This is a genomic window from Streptomyces bacillaris (assembly GCF_003268675.1).
Classification (GTDB): Bacteria; Actinomycetota; Actinomycetes; order Streptomycetales; family Streptomycetaceae; genus Streptomyces; species Streptomyces bacillaris.
Genome location: NZ_CP029378.1, coordinates 7,359,435 through 7,379,842, shown reverse-complemented (window position 1 = coordinate 7,379,842; position 20,408 = coordinate 7,359,435). Strand labels below are relative to the sequence as shown.

Genomic DNA, 20,408 nt, shown 5'->3' with positions numbered 1-20,408 from the left:
GTGGGAGGGCATGCCTCCGCGCCCGGGGACGCGCTGACCCGCTTGCTGCGGGCGCTCGGGGAGACGCGGGCGGTAGGCGGCGCGGCGGACGCCCGTACCCTCGCGGACGCGCTCTGGCTGGCGGCGTCCGGTGTCCTCGGGGAGGGCACCGGCCCGGCGTCCCGGCCGCCCTTGGAAGCGTCCGAGGAGCCGGAGCCCGAGGAGCCGGAGCGGTCCGGGGCCGACGCACTGCCGGGGCCGGCTCCCGGGGCAGTCGCGACGACCACGAGCACCGCGGTCTCCGTCCGCCACCGGCCCGGGTCGGGAACGACGGTACGCGGCGTGCCGCTCTCCCTGGGACGGGCCGACCCGCTCCCGGACGCCCTCGCCGTCGGCCGGGCGGTCCAGCCGTTCCGGCGGCCATGGCTGCGGGGCGGCCGCAGCGAGCTGGACGTCGAGGCCACGGTGGAGCACTACGCGCGCGGAGGGCCGCTGGTCCCGCTGTTCCGCCCGGCCCCGGAGCCCTGGTTCGAGGTGGTGGTGCTCGTCGACGCCTCGCTGTCCATGAGCGTGTGGGAGGAGACCACCCGTGCGGCGACCCGGCTCCTGACCGCGCTGGGCGGGTTCCGCGCCGTCCACGCCTGGCGCCTGGAGTGGCAGGGGACGGAGCCGCTCGTACGGGACCACCACGGCCGCGAGGTCCCCGGCGACCGGGTCCCGCACCACGGCAGCGGGGCCCTGGGCCGACGCCTGGTCCTGGTCTTCTCCGACTGCGCGGCCCGGGGCTGGCACGCCCCGGCCCCCTGGCTCCTGCTCCGCGACTGGGCGAACCGGGTTCCGGTGGCCCTGGTCGACCCGCTCCCGCCCCGCCTGTGGCGCCGCTCGGCCCTGAACCTTCCCGCTGTACGGGTCACGGGCAGCCGGGTGGGCGCCCACAACGGCACGTTGCGCTTTGCGCTGCCCCGACGGCTGGGCACGGAGGCGGGACAGGCGTACGCCGGGGGCCGGAGCACGTCTGCCCGGGGCGCTTCCGCCGGGGGCGCGTCGGCCGGGGACGGGACCGCCGGGGGCCAGGGCGCTTCCTCGAAGGGCGCGTCCGCGAGGGCCGCGTTCCCCGGGCCGTGGACCGCGCTGCCGGTCGTGTCGTGCACGCCGCACCTCCTGGGCGCCTGGGCCTCTACGTTGATGCGCTCCGACCCGGCGGGGTGCGGGGCCGTCCTCATCCCCGCCACCGGCCGCCTGCCCTCCCGTACCCGCGAGGGCGAGACACCGCCCCGGCGGCCGGACCCGGCGCGTCTGGCCGAAGCGTTCGCCCACACGGCCCCGGCCCCCGCCGTCCGGCTCGCGGTCCTCTGCTCAGGCCTCCCCGACCTCTCGCTCCCCCTGCTGCACGTCCTGCACAAGGAGGTGGTCCCCGAGGCCTCCCCCTCCGACCTGGCCGAGGTCCTGACCAGCGGCCTGCTCACGGTACGGCGCGAGGCCGACAGCGACCCGGTGCTGGTGTTCCACCCCGCCGCCCGGCAGTACCTGCGTACCCACCTCACCACGCACGACGAGTGGCGCACCCGGGCCGCGTTCGGCCGCCACGCGGCCGCCCACCCGAGCGCGCCGCAGGGCATCGCGGCGGTGCTGCACAGCGCCTGGGCGGAGACGGAACTTCCGGCGCAGGAGGAGCCGTTCGCGGAGGTGGCGACGGTGGCGCGAGCGGGTGCGGAGGCACCGCGACGGACGGATGGCCGGTCCCCCGGTGGCGGCACCGGAGCGGTCGCCGCTCCCGGCGGGGCGTCACCCGTCGCCCGCCGGGCGGTGGGCCGGCTGCGGTCCCTCCTCGGCACGGCCGTGTCGGGTCGCACCGTCCGGGAGGCCGAGGAACTGCTGCGGCTCCTGATCGACTACACCCACTCCAGACTGCCCGCCCCGGCCGGAAGCTGGCCGAGACCGGACACCCTCTTCGACGACCTCCGTACGGCCGACAGCTTCGTCCGGGCCGCAGATGTGGCCGACGACCTGCGCAGGTTCTTCGCCCGCCGCGGCATCACCCTGCTCCATTCCGCCGGCGGGCAGGACCCGGCCGTGCAGAATCTGGTCCGGCCGACCGCCGATGGTCCCATCGGCATCCGGGTCGACACCCCGTTCGTGTTCTCGTGGTCGGCGCTGACCTCGGCCGCACGCTCGGCACCCGACCGCTTCACTGCCCACGCCTGCCCTGTCGAGTTCCTCGTCTCCCTCGACAATTCGGACCGGAAGGACGGCTTCCAGGACCTCGACCACTGTGTGCGGCTGACCGAGTGGCGCGGCGAGCGCCCGGGGGTGACCGTGCACATCCGCGTGCAGACCCGCTACGGACGGGACCCCTCCCACAGCCGAGCCGCCTTCGCGGGGGAACTGCGTGCCCTCTACAATCGCGCCGGCAGCCCGCCGTTCTCGGAGCTGGTCCGGGAGGCCGACGCGGCGACCCCTCCGGTGGCCCTGCGGAGCACCACCCTGCACAGCTGGCTGACCGGGCGGAGTGTTCCGGCCGAGGCCCCGCCCTTCGACTGGCCGGCGCGCTATCTCCTGGCGCGGGCCGACCTCCAACCCCCCTCCGGCCCGACACTGCCCGACGATCTCGCCGTTCCGCGCCACCACGCCCTCGGTGGGACGGCTCGGCAGGGCGATCGCCCCTCGCCGGAGCGCATCGCGCGGCTCGGCCGCCCTGTCCGCACATTCGACCGGGCGGAGGAGGAACTGGGCATGCCTCGCTTCGTCGAGCGGCTCCACGATCAGGCTCTCCGCGATGCCGTACGGGAGTGTGCCGCCGGGGCCAGCCGGATGGTGACGCTCGTCGGTCCCGTAGGGTCGGGGAAGAGCCGGTCGTGCATGGAGGCAATGCGTACGCTTCCGAGCGACTGGTGGTTGTGGGAGCCCGGCGGGAGCGCCGACCTGGCCGCCGTACTCGACGCGGTCCCGGAGGTCCCTCCCCGTACCGCGATCTGGCTGGACCCCGGGGAGCGATACCTGCTGGACCGGTCGGAGGGGCGCAGAGGTGCCCGCACGGCGGCCGGGCTGAGGAGGCTTCTACACGAGACCGGCAGCGGGCCCATCCTCGTACTGGCGTCCCTGCGGCCCGAGGACTGGAGCCTCCTCACGGCCGGTCCTCGTCCGGACGGGACGCATCCGTACGTTCTGCCCCGGTCCTTGTGCGAAGAGGGCCTGGTCATCCGCTCCGAGCCGGACGGCACCGCCACGTTGGACCACTTCAGGTCCGGTCCGCCCGCCGCCCGCGCATTCGTGACCGCTGCGCTCGACGCCCGCCACTACGGCCACGGTGCCGTGATGTCCGAGCAGTTGCTCATCGACGCGGCCCGCGGATATCCGGGCGATCGTGCATCGCCCTTCTCGTCCGCGGACCTCCCTCCGGCCGTCCTCGCGAGGATGGGCCCGTACCGGCTGCCACGGACGACCGACGAGAGCGACGGCCCCGGGCCCGTACCGACGTACTACCGGCTCTCCGAGTCGATGGAGCAGTACGCGAAGGACCCGTTGCGGCGGCCCTCTCCCCCGGACACCCTGTGGGACGCCCTGGCCGCACATGCCCCGGGCTCCGACCTGGACCGGATCGGGCGGACCGCGCGGAACTCCGGCCACTCGCAGCAGGCGGACCGCTTCCGTGTGCTCGCCCGGTCCGACCGGGTGCGGCGCGGATCGCTCGCCCGCCAGGTGAGGCAGGCCCGCGCACTGCGCTCACAGCTCCAGCAGGCGAACCGCACCGGGTTCGCGGTACGAGGCACCGCCGACGAGGCTCTGGCCTGGCTCCGGGCCGAGGACCGCAGCAGCGCCGCCCAGTACGTCCTCAACGGCCTGCTGTCGTGCACCGGGCTGCCCTGGACGGTGACGGCGGAGACGTTCCGGCAGGCCCTGGACTGGCTGATGGTGCACGGGGACACCCCCTATGCGAGGTTCGTCCTCCGTCCGCTGCTGCAACGGGCCGACCTCACACCGGAGCAGGCGCACAGAGCGACGGCTCTCGCGTTCGACTGGTTGCGGGCTCATTGCACCGTACGCGACGCCGGGTTCGTCCTGAGCGCCCTGCTCGGCCGTCCCGGGCTCCGTCCGGCAACGGTCGAGGCTGCGGGACGGCTGGCGATCCGCTGGCTCGGTGTCCACGGCACCGACTCCTCGGCCCGGCACGTTCTGCGCCCGCTGCTGGAACGCGACGACCTCGGGATGGAGCTGCTGGTGGACGTGATAGCGGCGGACGAGACCTGGGGGCGTACGCGGCCGCCAGGTGAGCGGGCCGACGCGATGCGCGCCCGAGCCCCCGGGAAACGCCGGGCCGAGGAGCAGGTGGCAGAGGAGCGTATCGTCCTGGTCGCGGAGATCGTGGGCGATACCGACATGCAGGGGTACCAGATCTCCGCACTGGCGGGCGTCCTCTCCCGGGTCCTGGAGCGTCGCGAGAGGCTGCTCTGGGACAGTGAGTTCTCGGGAGACGGTATGACAGTCGTCCTCGCTCCGGACCAGGTGCGGCGCACGCCCCTCGTCCCGGAACTCCTGAGAGACCTGGAAGCCGAGTTGCACGACCATGCCGTCGTCGGAAGGCTGCGGCTGCGGGTCGCTCTGCACCGCGGTGCGGGCGTCAGCGACGGATGGGGCTGGCAGGGGACACCGGTCACACTCACCCGGCGGCTCGTCGATTCCGCGGTGCTGCGCACCGCACTGCGTGAAGCCCACCGGTCGCCCTTGGCCGCGGTGGTGTCCGACAGCCTCTTCAGGAGCGCCCACTTCGGACGGGAACACCCGCTGGTCGACCGGTTCCGTTCGGTGTACATCCCGACCAAGGAGCGCACAGAGAAGGCGTGGATCTCCGTCACCGGCTACGAGGAGCCGCCTGGCATCGCGCTGTGGACCGCGCCACGGCCCGATGGGGGAGCCGGAAACATTGCCCCCGGCCGACCCCGATAAGCCGGCCGACGTCGGTCAGCCCTCCCCCGACGTCCGCCGGAACCACGCCGGCCCCTCCGTCAGCGCCTGCTTGATCCGGAAGAGGGCGAACTCCGCGAGCGGCGGCAGCCCGTCCAGGGGGAACCAGCCGACCTCCAGGGACTCGTCGTCGTTGACGCGGGCCTCGCCGCCGGTGGCGCGGCAGCGGAAGGTGATGTCGAGGTACTGGCAGCGGTCGCCGTTGGCGTACTGCACGGGCGCCAACGCCTGCGTGAGGACCAGGCGCTCGGCCACGCAGTGCACCCCGGTCTCCTCCAGGACCTCGCGCTCGGCCGTCAGCGCGGGCTCCTCGCCGGGCTCCGCGATGCCGCCGATCACCGACCACCTACCGGTGTCCGCCCGCCGCCCCAGCAGGACCCGGCCCTCGTCGTCGAAGACGATGGCGGTCACCCCGGGCAGCAGGAGCAGCTGGTGGCCGGCGGTGGCGCGGATGGTGCGGATGAAGTCGGGAGTCGCCATGGGTCCGAGCCTACGTGGCCGGTGCCGGGCTACCGCGCGCTCCCCGGCCCTGCCCGGCAGCCGGTCCGGGGGCGGCCCTTCGGTCCCCCGAGCCCGGGGCTACCCCTCGGTCCCCCGCCCCCTCCGGGCCCGTACCGCCGACACGCCCACCCAGCCCAGGCCCGCCACGGCCACCAGGGCGATCAGGCCCTCCGGCAGCGGGCCCAGCCGGGTGGCCGGGGTGAGGGAGGAGCGCAGCGGGACCTCGGCGACCAGGGCGTCGGGGGTGAACATGCCGCTCCGGTCGGCGATGGTACCGTCCGGCCGGATGACGGCGCTGACCCCGCTGGTGACGGGGACGACGACGGCCCGGCCGTGTTCGACGGCCCGGACCTGGGACATGGCGAGCTGCTGGTAGGTCATCTCGCTGCGGCCGAAGGTGGCGTTGTTGCTCGGTACGGCGATCAGCTGGCCGCCGTGGAGGACGGTGTCGCGGGCGGCGTCGTCGAAGGCGGCCTCGTAGCAGGTCACCAGCCCCACCTTCGTACCGGCGAGGTCGAAGACGCCGACCTCGGTCCCGGGGACGAACTCGCGCTGCACCCGGTCGACGTCCTCGCTGAAGAACCGGGCGACCGTCCGCATCGGCATGTACTCACCGAACGGCTGGATGTGCCGCTTGTCGTAGGTGTCCACGGGGCCCTGTTCCGGGTCCCACTCGATCAGGGTGTTGCGCAGGCTGTCCGAGCCCTTCTCGACCACCGAGCCGATGACCGTCGGGACCCCGATCGCCTTGACCGCGTCGTCGATGACCTGGTGGGCGTCGGCGTTGAGGTAAGGGTCGAGGTCGGAGGAGTTCTCCGGCCAGAGGACGAAGTCGGGCTGCTTCGCCTTCCCGGCCCTGACCTCCTCCGCGAGCTGGGCGGTGCGCCGGGCGTGGTTGTCCAGGACCGCGCGGCGCTGGGCGTTGAAGTCCAGGCCGAGCCGCGGCACGTTGCCCTGGATCGCGGCGACGGTGGCGGTGCCGTCCTCGGCCGAGTCGTCGACGAGCGGGAGCGCGGCGACCGCGGCCACGACGGGGGCGAGGACGCAGGCGGCGGCTCCGGCGGCCGCAGCGCGGTGGGCGTGCCCGGAGGTGCGGTACGTACGGAGCCGGCGCGCCGTCTCGTAGAGGCCGAAGCCGCACAGGACGACGGCGAAGGAGAGCAGCGGGGTACCGCCGAGCGCGGCGAGCGGCAGGAACGCGCTCTCGGCCTGGCCGAAGGCGATCTTGCCCCAGGGGAAGCCGCCGAACGGGATCCGGGCACGGACCGCCTCGTCCAGGGTCCAGACGGCGGCGGCCCAGACGGGCCAGTACGCGAGCCGGGTCACGGCGGCGATCCCGAGGCAGCCCACCGCGATGAAGAGCGCCTCCGCGGTGGCGAGGGCGAGCCACGGCACCGGGCCGACGTCCTCACCGGTCCAGCGCAGCAGCGGGAGCATGAAGCCGAGCCCGGCCAGCAGCCCGAGACCGAAGGCGGCGCGCAGCCTGCGCCCGTGCAGCACCCAGCCGAGCAGGGCGAAGCCGGGCAGGACCAGCCACCACAGGGGCCGGGGCGGGAAGCTCGCGTACAGCAGCACCCCGGAGAGGGCGGCGGCGGCCGGGCGCAGGAGCCGCCGGGGCCATCCGGCGGGCTGGGGCGTCGGCGCGGGCTGCGGGTCGTCGACGGGGGTCATAGTGGCGCTCACCTGGCGGAGTCTACGGTGGGCGGCTGTGGAGAGCGGTGCAGGAGTCGGTGCCAGAGGGCGGTGCAGGAGGGCAGTGCCGGACTGGACACGCCGGGGGCCTCCGGCGCTTCCGGCCCTGCTCCCCGCGTCCCCTCAGCCCCGGTCCCGTTCCCCGCGCCCCGTCAAGTGGAGGCGTTCCCGGATGAACCGTACGGCGGTCTCCGCATCGTCGACCGTGACGGTGAAGGTGCGGCCGTCGCCCAGGCGGAGGGCCATGCCCTCGCCCTTGCGCACGACGACGGCGGTGCCCTGTTCGGGGCGCCAGCGGTAGCCCCAGCCGCCCCACTGGCGCGGGTTGATCCGGGAGACGTACTCCGCGCCGACCACATGGTCGAGCAGGATCCTGCGGCGCGGCAGGCCGGCGTGGCCGCAGCGGACCTCCAGGGCGTCGCCGTCGACCTTCACGGCCACGTGGACGAAGGCCAGCGTGCCGAAGAGGATCAGCAGGCCGACGGCGAGGCAGCCGATGACGGACATCAGCAGCGGGGTGAGACCGGAGGACCAGGGCGAGGCGACGGCCAGCTCGACGCCCAGGGCCATGCAGCCCGCGCCCGCCAGGGCCAGGAGCCACTGGAAGTGGTTGGTCGCACGGCCGGTCCAGACGGTGGACGGTGCCTGCGTCGAGCCGTGGTATGCGCTCTCGGGGTGGTCCGTCATATGCGCAGCGTACCCACGTCGAGGCCGCTCGGCCCGGGGTGGCCGAGCGGGGCGCGGTGGTTCCGCACGGGCGGAACCGCCGGACAATCCCAGGTCAGCGGGTGGAGGCGACGGCCTGGAGGGCCCGGCCCTCCGCGTAGGCCAGGGCGGGCTGCGGCAGGGTGCCGGGGCGGCCGCCGAGCAGGACGGTGAGGGTGCCGGAGGGGGCGGCCGTCGGGGCGGGCCGGGCGCCGATCCGGCGGAGCGCCTGGGCGGCCACGGCCCCGGCGGAGCCGTGCAGGACGAGCGGCGGGCGGCCGGGCTGCTGGACGGCGGCGCGGATGCGGTCCGCGACCAGCTCGTAGTGGGTGCAGCCGAGGACCACGGCCTGTACGCCCGGCGGAGTGAGGGCGGCGGCAGCGGCGACGGCGCGGTCGATGCCGGTCTCGTCGCCGTGCTCGATGGCGTCGGCCAGTCCGGGGCACGGGACCTCGGTGACGTCGACGTCCCCGGCGAACTCGGCGATCAGCCCGCGCTGGTAGGGGCTGCCGGTGGTGGCCGGGGTGGCCCAGATGGCCATGGGGCCGCCGCCCGCCGCGGCGGGCTTGATGGCCGGGACGGTGCCGATGACCGGCAGCGCGGGCTCCAGCGCGGCACGGAGCGCGGGCAGCGCGTGGACGGAGGCGGTGTTGCACGCGACGATCAGGGCGTCCGGCCGGTGGTCGGCGGCGGCGCGGGCCACGGCCAGGGCGCGGGCGGTGACGTCCTCGGGGGTGCGTGGGCCCCAGGGCATGGAGCCGGGGTCGGAGGAGACGACCAGCTCGGCGTCGGGCCGCAGTCGGCGAACGGCGGCCGCTGCCGCCAGCAGGCCGATTCCGGAGTCCATGAGCGCGATCTTCACCCGGTCACCCTAGCCGACAGCCCTTGCGGACCGGGCTCAGTGGGGCAGACTGCGGCGAATGAGCGCCGTTGCCTGGATCGCCGTGGGTTCGCTGATCGCGTGGGGGTGGCTGCTGCTGGGGCAGGGCTTCTACTGGCGGACCGACCAGCGGCTCCCCCGTCGCACCGATCCTGCCCGCTGGCCCTCGGTGGCCGTGGTGGTCCCCGCCCGCGACGAGGCGGAGATGCTGCCGGTGAGCCTGCCCTCGCTGCTGGTCCAGGACTATCCGGGCGAGGCGTGGATCATCCTGGTGGACGACTGTTCCGGCGACGGTACGGGGCAGCTGGCCCGGGAGCTGGCCGCCCGGTACGGCGGGCTCCCACTGACCGTCGTGGAGCCCGGGGAGCCGGAGCCGGGGTGGACGGGCAAGCTCTGGGCGCTGCGGCACGGAATCGCGCTGGCCCGGCGCCACAAGCCGGACTTCCTGCTGCTGACGGACGCGGACATCGCCCACGAGCCGGACAGCCTGCGCGACCTGGTGGCGGCGGCCGGGGACGCGGGGCCTGCGGGATACGACCTGGTGTCGCAGATGGCGCGGCTGCGGGTGGAGAGCTTCTGGGAGCGGCTGGTGGTGCCCGCGTTCGTCTACTTCTTCGGGCAGCTCTACCCGTTCCGCCGGGTGAACCGGATGGAGTCGCGGACCGCCGCCGCGGCGGGCGGCTGTGTGCTGCTGCGCACGGAGGCCGCCGAGCGGGCGCGCATCCCGGAGTCGATCCGGCAGGCGGTGATCGACGACGTGTCGCTGGCCCGGGAGGTGCGGCGCGGCGGCGGCCGGATCTGGCTGGGGCTGGCGGACCGGGTCGACAGCGTGCGGCCGTATCCGCGGCTCGCGGACCTGTGGCGGATGGTGGCGCGCAGCGCGTACGCCCAGCTGCGCCACAGCCCGCTGCTGCTGGCGGGGACGGTGCCGGGGCTGCTGCTCGTGTACGTGGCTCCGCCCGCGACCCTGGCCGCCGGGCTGGCGACGGGCGACACGGTGGCGGCCTGGGCGGGTGGCCTGGCGTGGGCGGTGATGACGGTGACGTATCTGCCGATGCTCGCCTACTACCGGCAGTCGCCGTGGCTCGGGCCGCTGCTGCCGCTCACGGCGGTGCTGTACCTGCTGATGACGGTGGACTCGGCCGTGCAGCACTACCGGGGGCGGGGGGCGGCCTGGAAGGGGCGGACGTACGCCCGGCCGGAGCCGGACGCGGCCCCCGGCCGGAAAGGAGACGTGGCCTCCGGCCTGGACGGAAGGGCCGGGCCGGACGTGGCGCCCGGTCGGGGCGGAACCGCTCAGCCGGACGTGGTGCCGGGAGCCGGGCCGGACGGAGCGCCTGGGCCCGCGCCCGGGCGGTGATGCGACGGGGGCACGTGCCTGTCACGTCACCGGCCGGGCGGCGGAGAGCAGCGCCCGAGGCGCGGCCCGGAGGTGCGTCAGGCGCTGCTCACTTGCGGCCCGGCGTCCAGTTCATGCCCCAGCCGTAGGCGGCGTCGATCGTGCGCTGCGGGCTGACTCCGCGCTGCGGGACGAGGTAGCGGGCCTCGCGCTGCACGGTGAGGTCGTCGCCGTTGTTGGTGATCAGCGCGAGCGCGCAGACCGTGGAGGGGACGGTGCACTCGTCGAGGGAGAAGTCGATCGCCGCGCCGTTCTGCGGCTGGAGGGTGACCGTGGCGTGGAGGTCGGCGAAGCTGCGGGCGCCTTCGTAGATGGTGACGAAGATCAGGACGCGGCGGAGCAGGTTCTTGTGGTCGAGGTTGACCGTCATGTTCTCGCCGGTGGAGACCGCGCCGGTGCGGTCGTCGCCGTCGAGGTGGATGAAGGGCGGCTGGTGCAACGACCCGAAGGCGTTGCCGAGGGCCTGCACGACTCCCTTGCGCCCGTCGGTGAGTTCGTACAGGGCGCAGAGGTCGAGGTCGAGGTCGGAGTGCATCGCGACGGCCCGGCCGAGCTTGGCGCCCCAGCCCTTGAACTGCTTGCGCACCTCCCAGTTGAGGTTGACGCGGAGCGCGCCGGAGGTGCCGCCCTGCTTGGCGAGGGAGACCGCCGGGGCCTCCTTCGTCAGCGTGATCTTGGACAGCCGGACGGGCTCCGCGGGCGCCGGGGCGGGCGGGGCCGGAGGGGCGGGAGGCGCCGCCGGGGTGGAGAGCGGGGTGTGGAGCGTGGGCGCGGTGTGGAGCGTGGGCGCGGGCGCGGAGGGCGCCGGCGGGGCCGGGGGCTGTACGGAGCCGGGGGCGGCGGGCCAGGCCGGGGCGGGCGGCGCGACGGGAGCGGGCGGTGCCACGGGGGCGGCCTGCTGCGGTTCGTCCACGGAGATGCCGAAGTCCGTGGCCAGCCCTTCGAGCCCGGTGCTGTAGCCCTGGCCGACCGCGCGGAACTTCCAGGCGCCCTGGCGGCGGTACAGCTCGCCGAGGATGAACGCGGTCTCGACCGTGGCGTCGGTGGGGTCGAAGCGGGCCAGCTCGGCGCCGTTCGCCGCGTCCACGACCCGTACGTACAGGCCGCTCACCCGGCCGAAGCTGCCGCCGTCCGCCGACCCGGCGACGACGATCCGCTCGATCGCCGGCTCGACCCGGCCGAGGTCGACGAAGAGGGTGTCGGTGACCGCGTCGCCCGCGGTCCGCTTGCCCTCGTGGCGGACGGCGCCGGAGGAGTGGGCGGGCTGGTTGTAGAAGACGAAGTCGGCGTCGCTGCGGACCTTCCCCGATGCCAGGAGGAGTGCGGAGCCGTCGACGTCCGGGGTGCCCGGGGCGGACCGCCAGCCCAGTTCGACGCGCACGGTGCCCGCCGGCACCGGAACGTTGGTTCCCTTTTGCATGGTCATGCTCGCCCCCATCAGGTGTCCGGCTGCCCGCAGGCCTCTCCTCCACAACCTAATCCCTCCGGGGGGCGATGGACCGGCACGGTCGGGCGGTCAGCCGTCGGTGTGGCGGTCAGCCCTCCGTGTGGTGCGGGCGGAGGACCGTGAGCGCGTCCTCCTGGGTCGCCACCATGGCGAAGGGGAACCGGTCGAGTTCGAGGCAGAGGGCGATGTCGTCGGGGTGGACGCCCAGGCGCACCCCCTCCGCCAGTTCGTGGGCGGCGCGCGAGTCGCGGGCGCGGCGGAGGTGGTCGGCCGGGTCCGTCCCGGGGCCGTCCTCGGTGGCCCTCCGTGCGATGTACTGGGCGCAGGCCAGGTCCTCGTCGGCGCGCCCGTCCTCACCGGTGACCACGTACGTGACGCTGTCGCCCCCGTGGGCCCGCAGCACCCGGGCCGTCGCCTCCGCCACCACGAACCCGGCGCAGAGCACCAACGGCGCCTCCTTGACCGCGAGGGCGCCGACCGTCCCCGCCGTGGTCTTCTGCACGACGGTCCGCCCGCCGAGGTCGAGGGAGCGCAGCAGGCCCGGGGAGTTGACGGTGTCGAACCCGGGGGCGGGCGCCCCGTCCTTGAGCGCGATCCACTCCGGGTTGCGGGCCTTGAGCGCCAGGGCCTCGTCCGGCGACCCGGCGAGCACGATCTTCTCGGCCCCGCGGGCGAAGGCCCAGGCGGCCACCGTGAAGGCACGCATGACGTCGACCACGACGGCCACGGACGGAGTGGAGCGCAGTTCACCTATACCGAGGAAACGGGATTCCATCCGATCATGGTCGCATATGCCCTGCGGGAAGCGTCCGACGGGTGTGCGCCCGGGTGCCGGTTTGCCGGTATGCCGTTCATGACGGGGGGACACAAAGCCGTACGGGCACGGCAGTTGCCGACGCCCGGGCCGGGGGAACACGGAGTCGCGTTGCCGGAATCGTATCGGACCTTTGTCGCCGGGATAGCGGGCGGGTCACGTCCGGGCCCTCGTTTACGGGCGGCCCGGGGCGGCGCCCGAATGCGGGCCGCCGCCATGCCCGGAGCCGCCCGGTCACGGGCCGCCCGCCGTGTCCCGACCCGCCCGGCGACGGTCCCACGCACCGGGTCACCACGGCCCGTCATCGCTTCTCGGGCACATCCGCATTACCGAGGGAAATGACAGCCCCGGCCGACCGGGGGTCGCCCTTTGTAACCCGCCCGCCACTTCTCGTCAACAATGGCGACCATGAAGAGAAAAGCCCCCTGGTGAGGGTGGGATGAGCGGTGTTTTGGCAGTTCCGGCCGACAGAACCGACGAAAATCTGATGAGCCCAGGATTGGGGCTCCCCAACCGGCTCATCGTGGGCTTAACTTAGGTGCCATGACCTCCCCTCGCTCCGCCTTCGGCGGCGGCTACTACGCCGCGTCGTTCCCCGACACTCCGATCTACGACTCCCTGGTCGCGGAGCGGGGCACCCCGCAGATCGCCCCGATCCGCGTCCCTGCCGCGTACGACACGTCCAGCAGCTATCTGCCGGCCCTGCCGTCCGCGCTGCCTGCTCTTCCCTCGGCGCCCTCGCAGCCCATGGGCGGCTCCTACGGCTACCCGCAGCAGCAGCCGGTGCCGCAGTACCAGCAGGCTCCCGCGCAGAGCGCCCCGATGTATCCCGCCGGGCTGCAGAACGCCCCGGCGCCGTACATCCCGCAGCAGCCCTCGGCCGTGCGCGGCTATCCGCAGCAGCCCCAGCCGCAGCGCCCCGCACCCGCCTCCGGGTACGAGTCGATGCGACCGGCCGCGCCGCGGCCCGCGCCGACCCCGTCGCCGTACGAGGATCCGTACAACCGCCCCTATCAGGGCCGCGGATACTGACAGCGTCCACCTGACAGGTCCGCGAGAGACCGGGCGTACGCGTGCGGGGTGACTGGCAGGATGGGCTCATGGTCCTTCCTGTGCTCCGGTCCGTCCATGTGTATCCGGTCAAATCGCTGGGCGCCCAGACATCAGATGAGGTCGCCGTCGAGCCATGGGGACTCGACGGCGACCGCCGCTGGATGCTGGTCGACAAGACCTCGCGGGGGATCACCCAGCGCGAGCAGCCGTCCATGGCGCTGATCTCCGCCGCGCCGCTGCCCGGCGGCGGGATCGTCGTCTCCCTGCCGGGCCGTCCGCCGCTCCGGGTCGAGGTGCCGGGCCCCGAGCGGCTGATCCGGGCGGAGGTGCGCCGGGACACCGTCACGGTGGCCGAGGCGGCACCGGAGGCGCACGCCTGGTTCAGCGAGGCCCTGGGGGTGGAGCTCCGGCTCGTCCATCTCGACGAACCGGCCCACCGCAGGCCCGTCGACCCGGAGTACGCGCGCCCCGGCGACACGGTCTCCCTCGCGGACGGCTATCCGCTGCTGCTGACCACCACCGCTTCGCTGGACGCCCTCAACGACCTGATCGCGGCGGGCGGCCACCCGCACGAGGGGCCGTTGCCGATGAACCGCTTCCGGCCGAACGTCGTGATCGACACCGCCGAGGCCTGGGCCGAGGACGGCTGGCGGCGGATCACCATCGGAGATGTTCACTTCTCCGTGGTGAAGTCCTGCGCCCGCTGCGTCATCACCACCACCGACCAGCACACCGCCGAGCGCGGCAAGGAGCCGCTGCTCACCCTGGCCCGGCACCGGCGGGTCGGCAAGCGGCTGCTCTTCGGCCAGAATCTGATTCCGGACGGGACCGGGGTGATCCGGGCCGGGGACCCCGTCAAGATCCTCGACTGAGGACGGCGGGCCCGAGGGGGGAGGTGTCGGCACATGGGGGCGATCAGGGGAGTTCGGCGGTGGCGGCACAACCCGCTGTGGCGCGCCACCGACCGCCACGAGGCGTGGGTGACGCTCGGCGCGCTGGTGCTGCTGACCGTGGGGGCGCCCACGGTTGGCTGGGCGGCCGGGGCGCTCGCGGACGCCTCGCTCCAGCGGGAGGTGAAGGCCCAGCACGCCGAGCGCCGGGCCACGGCGGCCACCGTGGTGGGCGGAGCGCCGGGGGCGCGGCGGTTCACCGGTGACCCGGACGTGACGTCGGGGCGGACGGTGGTGGCGGCCTGGCGGGCGCCGGACGGCTCCCCGCGTACGGGGGAGGTCACGATGGTGTCGGGGTCCGGGGCGCCCGGTTCGCCGGTGCGGATCTGGACGGACGGCGCCGGAGTCCCCGTACCGCCCCCGATGGCCCCGGGGACGGCCCGTACGCATGCGGTGCTCGGTGGCATCGGCGCGTTCCTGCTGGCCGCCGGGTGTGTCGAGGCGGGCAGGCGGCTGATCGTGGGGCGCCTGGTGCGGGCGCGGTACGCGCGCTGGGACCGGGCGTGGGCCGAGGCGGGGGCCGACTGGGGCCGGGCGGGGACCGGCAGCGGGGAGCCGGAACCGTACGGCGGACGGTGACGGGGAGCGCACAGCAGGCCGGCGCGGACGGTGACGGGAAACGCACAGCAGGTCGGCGCGGACGGACCCTCCGCCCCGCACCACCCCGACTCGTCAACTCCCGCCCCTCCCGCGCGCTACGGTGGTCCGACCGCGTCCGGCTCCCCGAGCAGTTGCACAGGCAGGGCGGGCGGACGGACCCGAGGCAGCGCACGGCACGAGGTGGGGGCAGAGCAACTCCATGGCACAGGGCACGGTCCAGGTGACGCACACCGGCACATCGCGATGGCGCCGCCGCACGGGCGAGTACGCCTCCCTCTCCGCGGCCCTGGAAGCGGCGGCCGACGGGGACGTCCTCACCGTCGCGCCCGGGACCTACCGGGAGAACCTCGTCGTCCACCGGGCGGTGACCCTGCGCGGCCCCGAGGGGTCGGTCGGCTCCGTGCGGATCGCGCCGGTCGACGGCGTACCGCTGACGGTCCGGGCCTCCGCGATCATCCAGGATCTGCACATCGAGGGGCAGGACTCGGCCGCCCCGGCGCTGCTGGTGGAGGACGGTACCCCGGAGTTCACGGATCTGCGGGTGGTGACGCGGTCGGCGGCGGGCGTGGAGGTACGGGGAGCGGCCCGGCCGACCGTGCGGCGCTGCACGGTCGACAATCCGGCCGGGGTCGGCATCGCCGTCCTGGACGGGGCGGGCGGGGTCTTCGAGGAGTGCGAGATCGTCTCGGCCGGACAGTCCGGTGTCTCGGTCCGCGACGGCGGCCACCCGCGCCTGGACCGGTGCCGGATCCACCACGCCTCCGGTGCGGGCATCGGCGTCACCGGCGAGGGCAGCGGCCTGGAGGCGATCGGCTGCGAGGTGTACGAGGTGAAGGGCAGCGGCGTCCAGGTGACCGCCCGCGCCACCGCGCACCTCACCGACTGCACCGTGCACCGCACGTCGGGCGACGGCGTCACGCTGGACACCGACGCGGTGCTGACGCTCGCCGACTGCGACATCCACGACATCCCGGAGAACGCGATCGACCTGCGGTCGCGTTCGGTGCTCACCCTCACCCGCTCCACGGTCCGCCGGTTCGGCCGCAACGGCCTCTCGGTCTGGGACCCGGGGACCCGGGTGGACGCCAACCAGTGCGAGATCCACGACAGTACGGGCGACTACCCGGCGGTCTGGGTGAGCGACGGAGCCACGGTGATACTGGACGCCTGCCGGGTCCACGACGTGCCGGACGCCCTCTTCGTCCTCGACCGGGGCTCGCGCGCCGACGTGGTGGACAGCGATCTCTCGCAGATCCGCAACACCGCCGTCTCGGTGAGCGACGGGGCCACCGCCCAGCTCGACGACTGCCGGATCCGGGAGACCTCCACCGGCGCCTGGTTCCGCGACCACGGCAGCGGCGGCACCCTCAACAACTGCACCATCGACACGGCCCAGACCGGGGTCATCGTCACCAAGGGCGCCGACCCGGTGATCGAGCGGTGCACCGTCACCAACCCCGCCGAGGCCGGGTTCTACGTCTCCGCCGAGGGCCGGGGCACCTTCGACAGCTGCCGGGTGACGGGCAGCGAGGGGTACGGCTTCCATGTCATGGACGGCTGCCGCACCACGCTGACCCGCTGCCGCACCGAGCGGTGCGCGCGCGGTGGTTACGAGTTCCCCGAGGGCGGCGACGGGTCCGGCGCGTCGGGCCCGGCGGTCACCGACTGCACGAGCGACGAGAGCGGTCTGCGGACGGCACCGGCTCCGGCGCCCACCGTGCTGACGGCCACCCAGGCGACGCCCGGCCTGCTCTCCGCCCTGCCCGGCCAGCGCCCCGTGGCACCCGAACCCGCCGCCCCGGCGCCACCGTCCCCCGCCGCCGAGCCCGCCCGGGACGCCTCGGCGGTCCTCGGTGAACTGGACGCGCTGGTGGGGCTGGAGAGCGTCAAGCGTGAGGTGCGGGCGCTGACCGACATGATCGAGGTGGGCCGCCGCCGCCAGGAGGCCGGGCTCAAGGCCGCCTCCGTCCGCCGCCACCTCGTCTTCACCGGCTCCCCCGGCACGGGCAAGACCACGGTCGCCCGGCTGTACGGGGAGATCCTGGCCTCCCTCGGGGTGCTGGAGCGCGGCCACCTGGTGGAGGTCTCCCGGGTGGACCTGGTCGGGGAGCACATCGGCTCGACCGCGATCCGGACCCAGGAGGCCTTCGACCGGGCGCGCGGCGGGGTGCTCTTCGTGGACGAGGCGTACGCCCTCTCCCCCGAGGACTCCGGGCGGGATTTCGGCCGGGAGGCCATCGACACGCTGGTGAAGCTGATGGAGGACCACCGGGACGCGGTGGTGGTGATCGTCGCCGGGTACACCCACGAGATGGAGCGGTTCCTCACCGTCAACCCCGGGGTGGCGTCCCGCTTCTCACGGACCATCACCTTCAGCGACTACATCCCCGAAGAACTGCTGCGGATCGTCGAGCAGCAGGCCGAGGAGCACGAGTACAGCCTGGCGGACGGGACCGGCGAGGCGTTGCTCAAGTACTTCACGGAGCTGCCCAAGGGCCCCGCCTTCGGCAACGGCCGCACCGCCCGGCAGACCTTCGAGTCGATGGTGGAGCGGCACGCGGGCCGGGTCGCCCAGCTCGCCGAGACGAGCACGGACGACCTGACCCTGCTCTACCCGGAGGACCTCCCCGAACTCTTGTGAAGCCGCCCGCCCTCCTCTCCCCCGGTCTGCCGGGGCAGGCGGGGGCCCAGCTCCTCGAGGAGGGCGGTGCGCTCCTGGGCGAAGACCGGGTCGGCCTGGTAGTCGGAGTGGCCGAGGATCGGTTCGGGCAGCGGGAGCGCGGTGGTGCGCCCGTACGCCAGCGGGTCCTTGAGGGGTCCCCGGTCGACCCGGGGGTCGTGGTCGGTGGCGAGCCGGACGGGCCCGCCGATCGGGTCGGTGGCCCGCCACAGGTTGCGCCAGCAGTGCACCGAGTCGTGCAGGCCGAGCAGGGGTACGGCCCCGAAGTAGGCCGGGAACCAGCGTCCGTACAGCCGCTCGATCGGGGAGCCGTAGGTGAGCAGCCCGACCCGGCGGCGGGCGGTGTCGGGGAGCTGCCAGACGGCGGCGGCCGCGAGGACGCTGCCCTGCGAGTGGCCCGAGATGATCAGTCGGCCCTTGGTCGTCGCCGTCCAGGCGCACATGCGGGACGCCAGGTCGGGGACGGCGCGTTCGGCGTAGCAGGGGGGCGCGAAGGGATGGGCGGCGCGCGGCCAGAAGGTGCCCACGTCCCAGAGGATGCCGATGGTGCGCCGGGCGGAGGCGTCCCGGTAGGCGCGGCGGCCGCCCGCGACGAACAGTATGAAGCCGAAGCCGATCAGCCAGGAACCGGTCGACTGGGCGGCCTCCGCGAGCGATTCGACGGGGGCGGCGGCCCCGTCCGTCGCGAGGCCCGGCACTTCGCCGCTGGTCCAGGAGCCGACGACGGCCGCCGCGCCGAGGAACAGGGTGGCGGCGGAGACCACGCCGACGATCCAGGGGGCCGAGTCGGTGAGGGCGGCGGTGGCCCGGATCCGGGCGATCCGCCGGGTGCGGGCGCGGTCGGGCGGCTCGGGGGCGTACTCCGCCTCGATGTCCGGCCCCATCCGGCGGGCCCGGCGGGCGGTGCGGACGACCAGGTAGAGGACCGGGACGAGCAGCAGGAGCAGCAGCACCGGGATGACGGAGGCCTGCCAGCTGAGCAGGACGGGCGGGCCCTCGATGATGGAGCCGCGCCCCATGCCCGGGGTGCCGGGCCCGTCCAGCCAGTCCGCGACGCGCTGGGCCACGCCCCCGGTCATCACGCCGCCCAGGGCGCAGGCGAGCATGGCGACGGAGGGGCCGCCGAGCCCGTACAGCGTGGTGCGGGGTTCGGGGGTACGCCGGTAGAGGCTGCGGGCGACCAGGGCGAGGATCACGACCAGGAGCCCCTGGGTGAGGGCGAGGAACCGGAAGGCGGTCTCGCCGGGCAGGCTGCCGGAGGACTCCCACGCGGGCCGCGACCACCCGGCGTGCAGGACGGCGAGGACCAGCAGGGCGAGCGCGGAGCCCGGGAGGTACGTGATGAGCGCGCCGTCGAGCCGGGTGTCACGGGCGTTCTCGCTGCGGCCGCGCCGGCAGACCACCCACACGGTCACCACGGCGCAGAGGACCAGGGCGGCTTCCAGGGCCGCGCCCAGCACCTGGGGCACCGGGCTGTCGGCGGTCCGGTCGTGGCGGGCGGCGGCGACGGTGACGGCGGCGGCCACCGTGAGGAACCCGGCGGCGGTGTGCGCGGCCCGCAGCCGCGCGACGAGCCGCCGCCCGTACCAGAATCCGGGCCGGCCGAGCGCGGGACGGACGGCGGGGGCCGGGGGCGTGGGGGCGGGGACGCCGCACGGGAAACCTGGGGAGGCCTGGGGCTCCGCGGACCGCGGGGCGGCTGGGGAGCCTTGGGGCCCCACGGACCCCGAGGCGGCCGGGGAGCCCGCCGGGTCAGGGGTGTTCGTGGTGTTCGCGGTGGCCGGGGTGTTCGCGCCGTCCCGGGCCTCCGGGACCTCCGGGGCGCCGGGCCCGTGGGCCTCCTCCGCCCCGTCCGGGTCGCAGGCGTCGGCGTCCGTGGCGTCCAGCGGGCTCTGGGACTCGTAGGCGCTCCAGGTCCGGTTGGAGAGGTACCACAGCAGCCCCACCAGGGCGGCGGGCACGACGGCGGCGAGCGCGAGCCGCCGCCCGGGCTGGGACCACCAGCCGCCCTGATGGCTCGACAGGAAGCCCAGCCAGGAACGGCGTTCGGAGCAGGCGGAGGTGCCCGCGCACTGCCAGGCCACCAGGTCCAGGGCCACCTCGCAGGCGGCCGCGGTGAGCAGCACGGTGAGGCTGAGCGCGACGAGCCGCACCACCAGCCCGTACAGCCGGACCGCGCGGGTGCGGCCGGTGGCGGTGGGGCGCATCCAGTGGGCCAGGTTGACCACCATGAACGGCAGGAGCAGCAGCCACAGGGCGCGGGAGCCGTTGCCGGAGGTGAGCCCCGACCAGCAGTACGCCTCGGCCACGGGCTCGTCCCGGTAGCGCTCGGGGTGCTTCTCGCCGTGGGCGTCCTCGGTGCGCCGGTAGACGGCGGCGGTCGCGTCCCCGGTGACCCGGACCGTCCGGGGATCGCCGAGCATCTCCTGCGGGGTGGCGCCTCCGACGCCGTGGACCAGCAGTTCCAGCGCTGCCCCGGTGTTCGGCGGGGGTGGCTGCGGGGGCGGGATGGCAGGAGCCAAGGGGGAACTCTCTCTCGGGCGCGTCGGCCGTGCGTTCGGGCCGACGGAGACATGACAGGGGTGGAGCGGCGAGGGGCGCGGGGAGCCGTGGGCCCCGGCCCGTGGCCCGGTCCCAGAATCCTTCGGGCGGGGCGCGTGCGTGAGCGGTCTCACGGAATCTCCCCAGGTGGTACGCGGGACATGCCTGCGTGGCAGGATGAGCGTGTCTCGCAGACCGCTGCGGA

Annotated in this window: 13 protein-coding genes; 6 read left to right on the top strand and 7 right to left on the bottom strand. The window is 74.6% G+C overall.

Annotated elements, in window-relative coordinates; translation table 11 throughout:
• On the top strand, positions 1-4,923 hold the full coding sequence (locus tag DJ476_RS32215) for an SAV_2336 N-terminal domain-related protein (protein ID WP_112492166.1): 4,923 nt from the start codon (positions 1-3) through the stop codon (positions 4,921-4,923).
• A gap of 15 nt (positions 4,924-4,938) precedes the next feature.
• On the opposite strand, the gene DJ476_RS32210 is transcribed toward DJ476_RS32215, so the two are convergent.
• The 4 genes from DJ476_RS32210 to DJ476_RS32195 form a co-directional block, all read right to left on the bottom strand.
• The gene (locus DJ476_RS32210) at positions 4,939-5,421 is read right to left on the bottom strand and encodes an NUDIX hydrolase (protein ID WP_112492165.1); all 483 of its coding nucleotides are present in this window, start codon (positions 5,419-5,421) and stop codon (positions 4,939-4,941) included.
• 99 nt (positions 5,422-5,520) lie between these two features.
• Positions 5,521-7,113, bottom strand: coding sequence for an apolipoprotein N-acyltransferase (gene lnt / locus DJ476_RS32205; protein ID WP_112492164.1), 1,593 nt, complete (start codon positions 7,111-7,113; stop codon positions 5,521-5,523).
• A gap of 144 nt (positions 7,114-7,257) precedes the next feature.
• Complete coding sequence (locus DJ476_RS32200; protein WP_112492163.1) at positions 7,258-7,821, bottom strand: hypothetical protein; 564 nt, start codon at positions 7,819-7,821, stop codon at positions 7,258-7,260.
• Between the two features lie 94 nt (positions 7,822-7,915).
• Positions 7,916-8,701: a glutamate racemase gene (locus tag DJ476_RS32195; RefSeq protein WP_112492162.1), complete on the bottom strand. Its 786-nt coding sequence runs from the start codon at positions 8,699-8,701 to the stop codon at positions 7,916-7,918.
• Positions 8,702-8,759: 58 nt separating this feature from the next.
• On the opposite strand from DJ476_RS32195, the gene DJ476_RS32190 reads away from it, so the two are divergent.
• Positions 8,760-10,079, top strand: a complete 1,320-nt coding sequence (locus tag DJ476_RS32190; protein ID WP_167480412.1) for a glycosyltransferase — start codon at positions 8,760-8,762, stop codon at positions 10,077-10,079.
• 88 nt (positions 10,080-10,167) lie between these two features.
• Here DJ476_RS32190 and DJ476_RS32185 read toward each other — a convergent pair whose 3' ends face one another.
• Positions 10,168-11,556 (bottom strand): TerD family protein, encoded by a 1,389-nt coding sequence (locus DJ476_RS32185; RefSeq protein WP_112492161.1) that lies wholly within the window; start codon positions 11,554-11,556, stop codon positions 10,168-10,170.
• A gap of 97 nt (positions 11,557-11,653) precedes the next feature.
• Positions 11,654-12,340, bottom strand: coding sequence for a 2-phosphosulfolactate phosphatase (locus DJ476_RS32180; RefSeq protein ID WP_103419174.1), 687 nt, complete (start codon positions 12,338-12,340; stop codon positions 11,654-11,656).
• A 582-nt stretch (positions 12,341-12,922) separates the two neighbouring features.
• On the opposite strand from DJ476_RS32180, the gene DJ476_RS32175 reads away from it, so the two are divergent.
• The 4 genes from DJ476_RS32175 (at position 12,923) to DJ476_RS32160 (ending at position 17,623) form a co-directional block, all read left to right on the top strand.
• A complete protein-coding gene (locus DJ476_RS32175) occupies positions 12,923-13,411 on the top strand; it encodes a DUF6643 family protein (protein WP_103419175.1) in 489 nt (162 codons plus the stop codon).
• Positions 13,412-13,479: 68 nt separating this feature from the next.
• Positions 13,480-14,304, top strand: a complete 825-nt coding sequence (locus tag DJ476_RS32170) for an MOSC domain-containing protein (protein WP_103419176.1) — start codon at positions 13,480-13,482, stop codon at positions 14,302-14,304.
• Positions 14,305-14,337: 33 nt separating this feature from the next.
• Positions 14,338-14,961: an Rv1733c family protein gene (locus tag DJ476_RS32165; protein ID WP_103419177.1), complete on the top strand. Its 624-nt coding sequence runs from the start codon at positions 14,338-14,340 to the stop codon at positions 14,959-14,961.
• 220 nt (positions 14,962-15,181) lie between these two features.
• A complete protein-coding gene (locus DJ476_RS32160) occupies positions 15,182-17,623 on the top strand; it encodes a right-handed parallel beta-helix repeat-containing protein (protein ID WP_103419178.1) in 2,442 nt (813 codons plus the stop codon).
• Here the strand turns inward: DJ476_RS32160 and DJ476_RS32155 are convergent.
• Complete coding sequence (locus DJ476_RS32155) at positions 17,593-20,184, bottom strand: hypothetical protein (RefSeq protein WP_208853550.1); 2,592 nt, start codon at positions 20,182-20,184, stop codon at positions 17,593-17,595. The genes DJ476_RS32160 and DJ476_RS32155 overlap by 31 nt on opposite strands.
• Between the last annotated feature and the right edge of the window lie 224 nt (positions 20,185-20,408).

Coding starts and splice junctions, on each gene's coding strand:
- DJ476_RS32180 (WP_103419174.1), bottom strand. CDS start 12,340: ATGGAATCCCGTTTCCTCGGTATAGGTGAACTGCGCTCCACTCCGTCC.
- DJ476_RS32185 (WP_112492161.1), bottom strand. CDS start 11,556: ATGGGGGCGAGCATGACCATGCAAAAGGGAACCAACGTTCCGGTGCCG.
- DJ476_RS32200 (WP_112492163.1), bottom strand. CDS start 7,821: ATGACGGACCACCCCGAGAGCGCATACCACGGCTCGACGCAGGCACCG.
- DJ476_RS32170 (WP_103419176.1), top strand. CDS start 13,480: ATGGTCCTTCCTGTGCTCCGGTCCGTCCATGTGTATCCGGTCAAATCG.
- lnt (WP_112492164.1), bottom strand. CDS start 7,113: ATGACCCCCGTCGACGACCCGCAGCCCGCGCCGACGCCCCAGCCCGCC.
- DJ476_RS32210 (WP_112492165.1), bottom strand. CDS start 5,421: ATGGCGACTCCCGACTTCATCCGCACCATCCGCGCCACCGCCGGCCAC.
- DJ476_RS32190 (WP_167480412.1), top strand. CDS start 8,760: ATGAGCGCCGTTGCCTGGATCGCCGTGGGTTCGCTGATCGCGTGGGGG.
- DJ476_RS32175 (WP_103419175.1), top strand. CDS start 12,923: ATGACCTCCCCTCGCTCCGCCTTCGGCGGCGGCTACTACGCCGCGTCG.
- DJ476_RS32165 (WP_103419177.1), top strand. CDS start 14,338: ATGGGGGCGATCAGGGGAGTTCGGCGGTGGCGGCACAACCCGCTGTGG.
- DJ476_RS32160 (WP_103419178.1), top strand. CDS start 15,182: ATGGCACAGGGCACGGTCCAGGTGACGCACACCGGCACATCGCGATGG.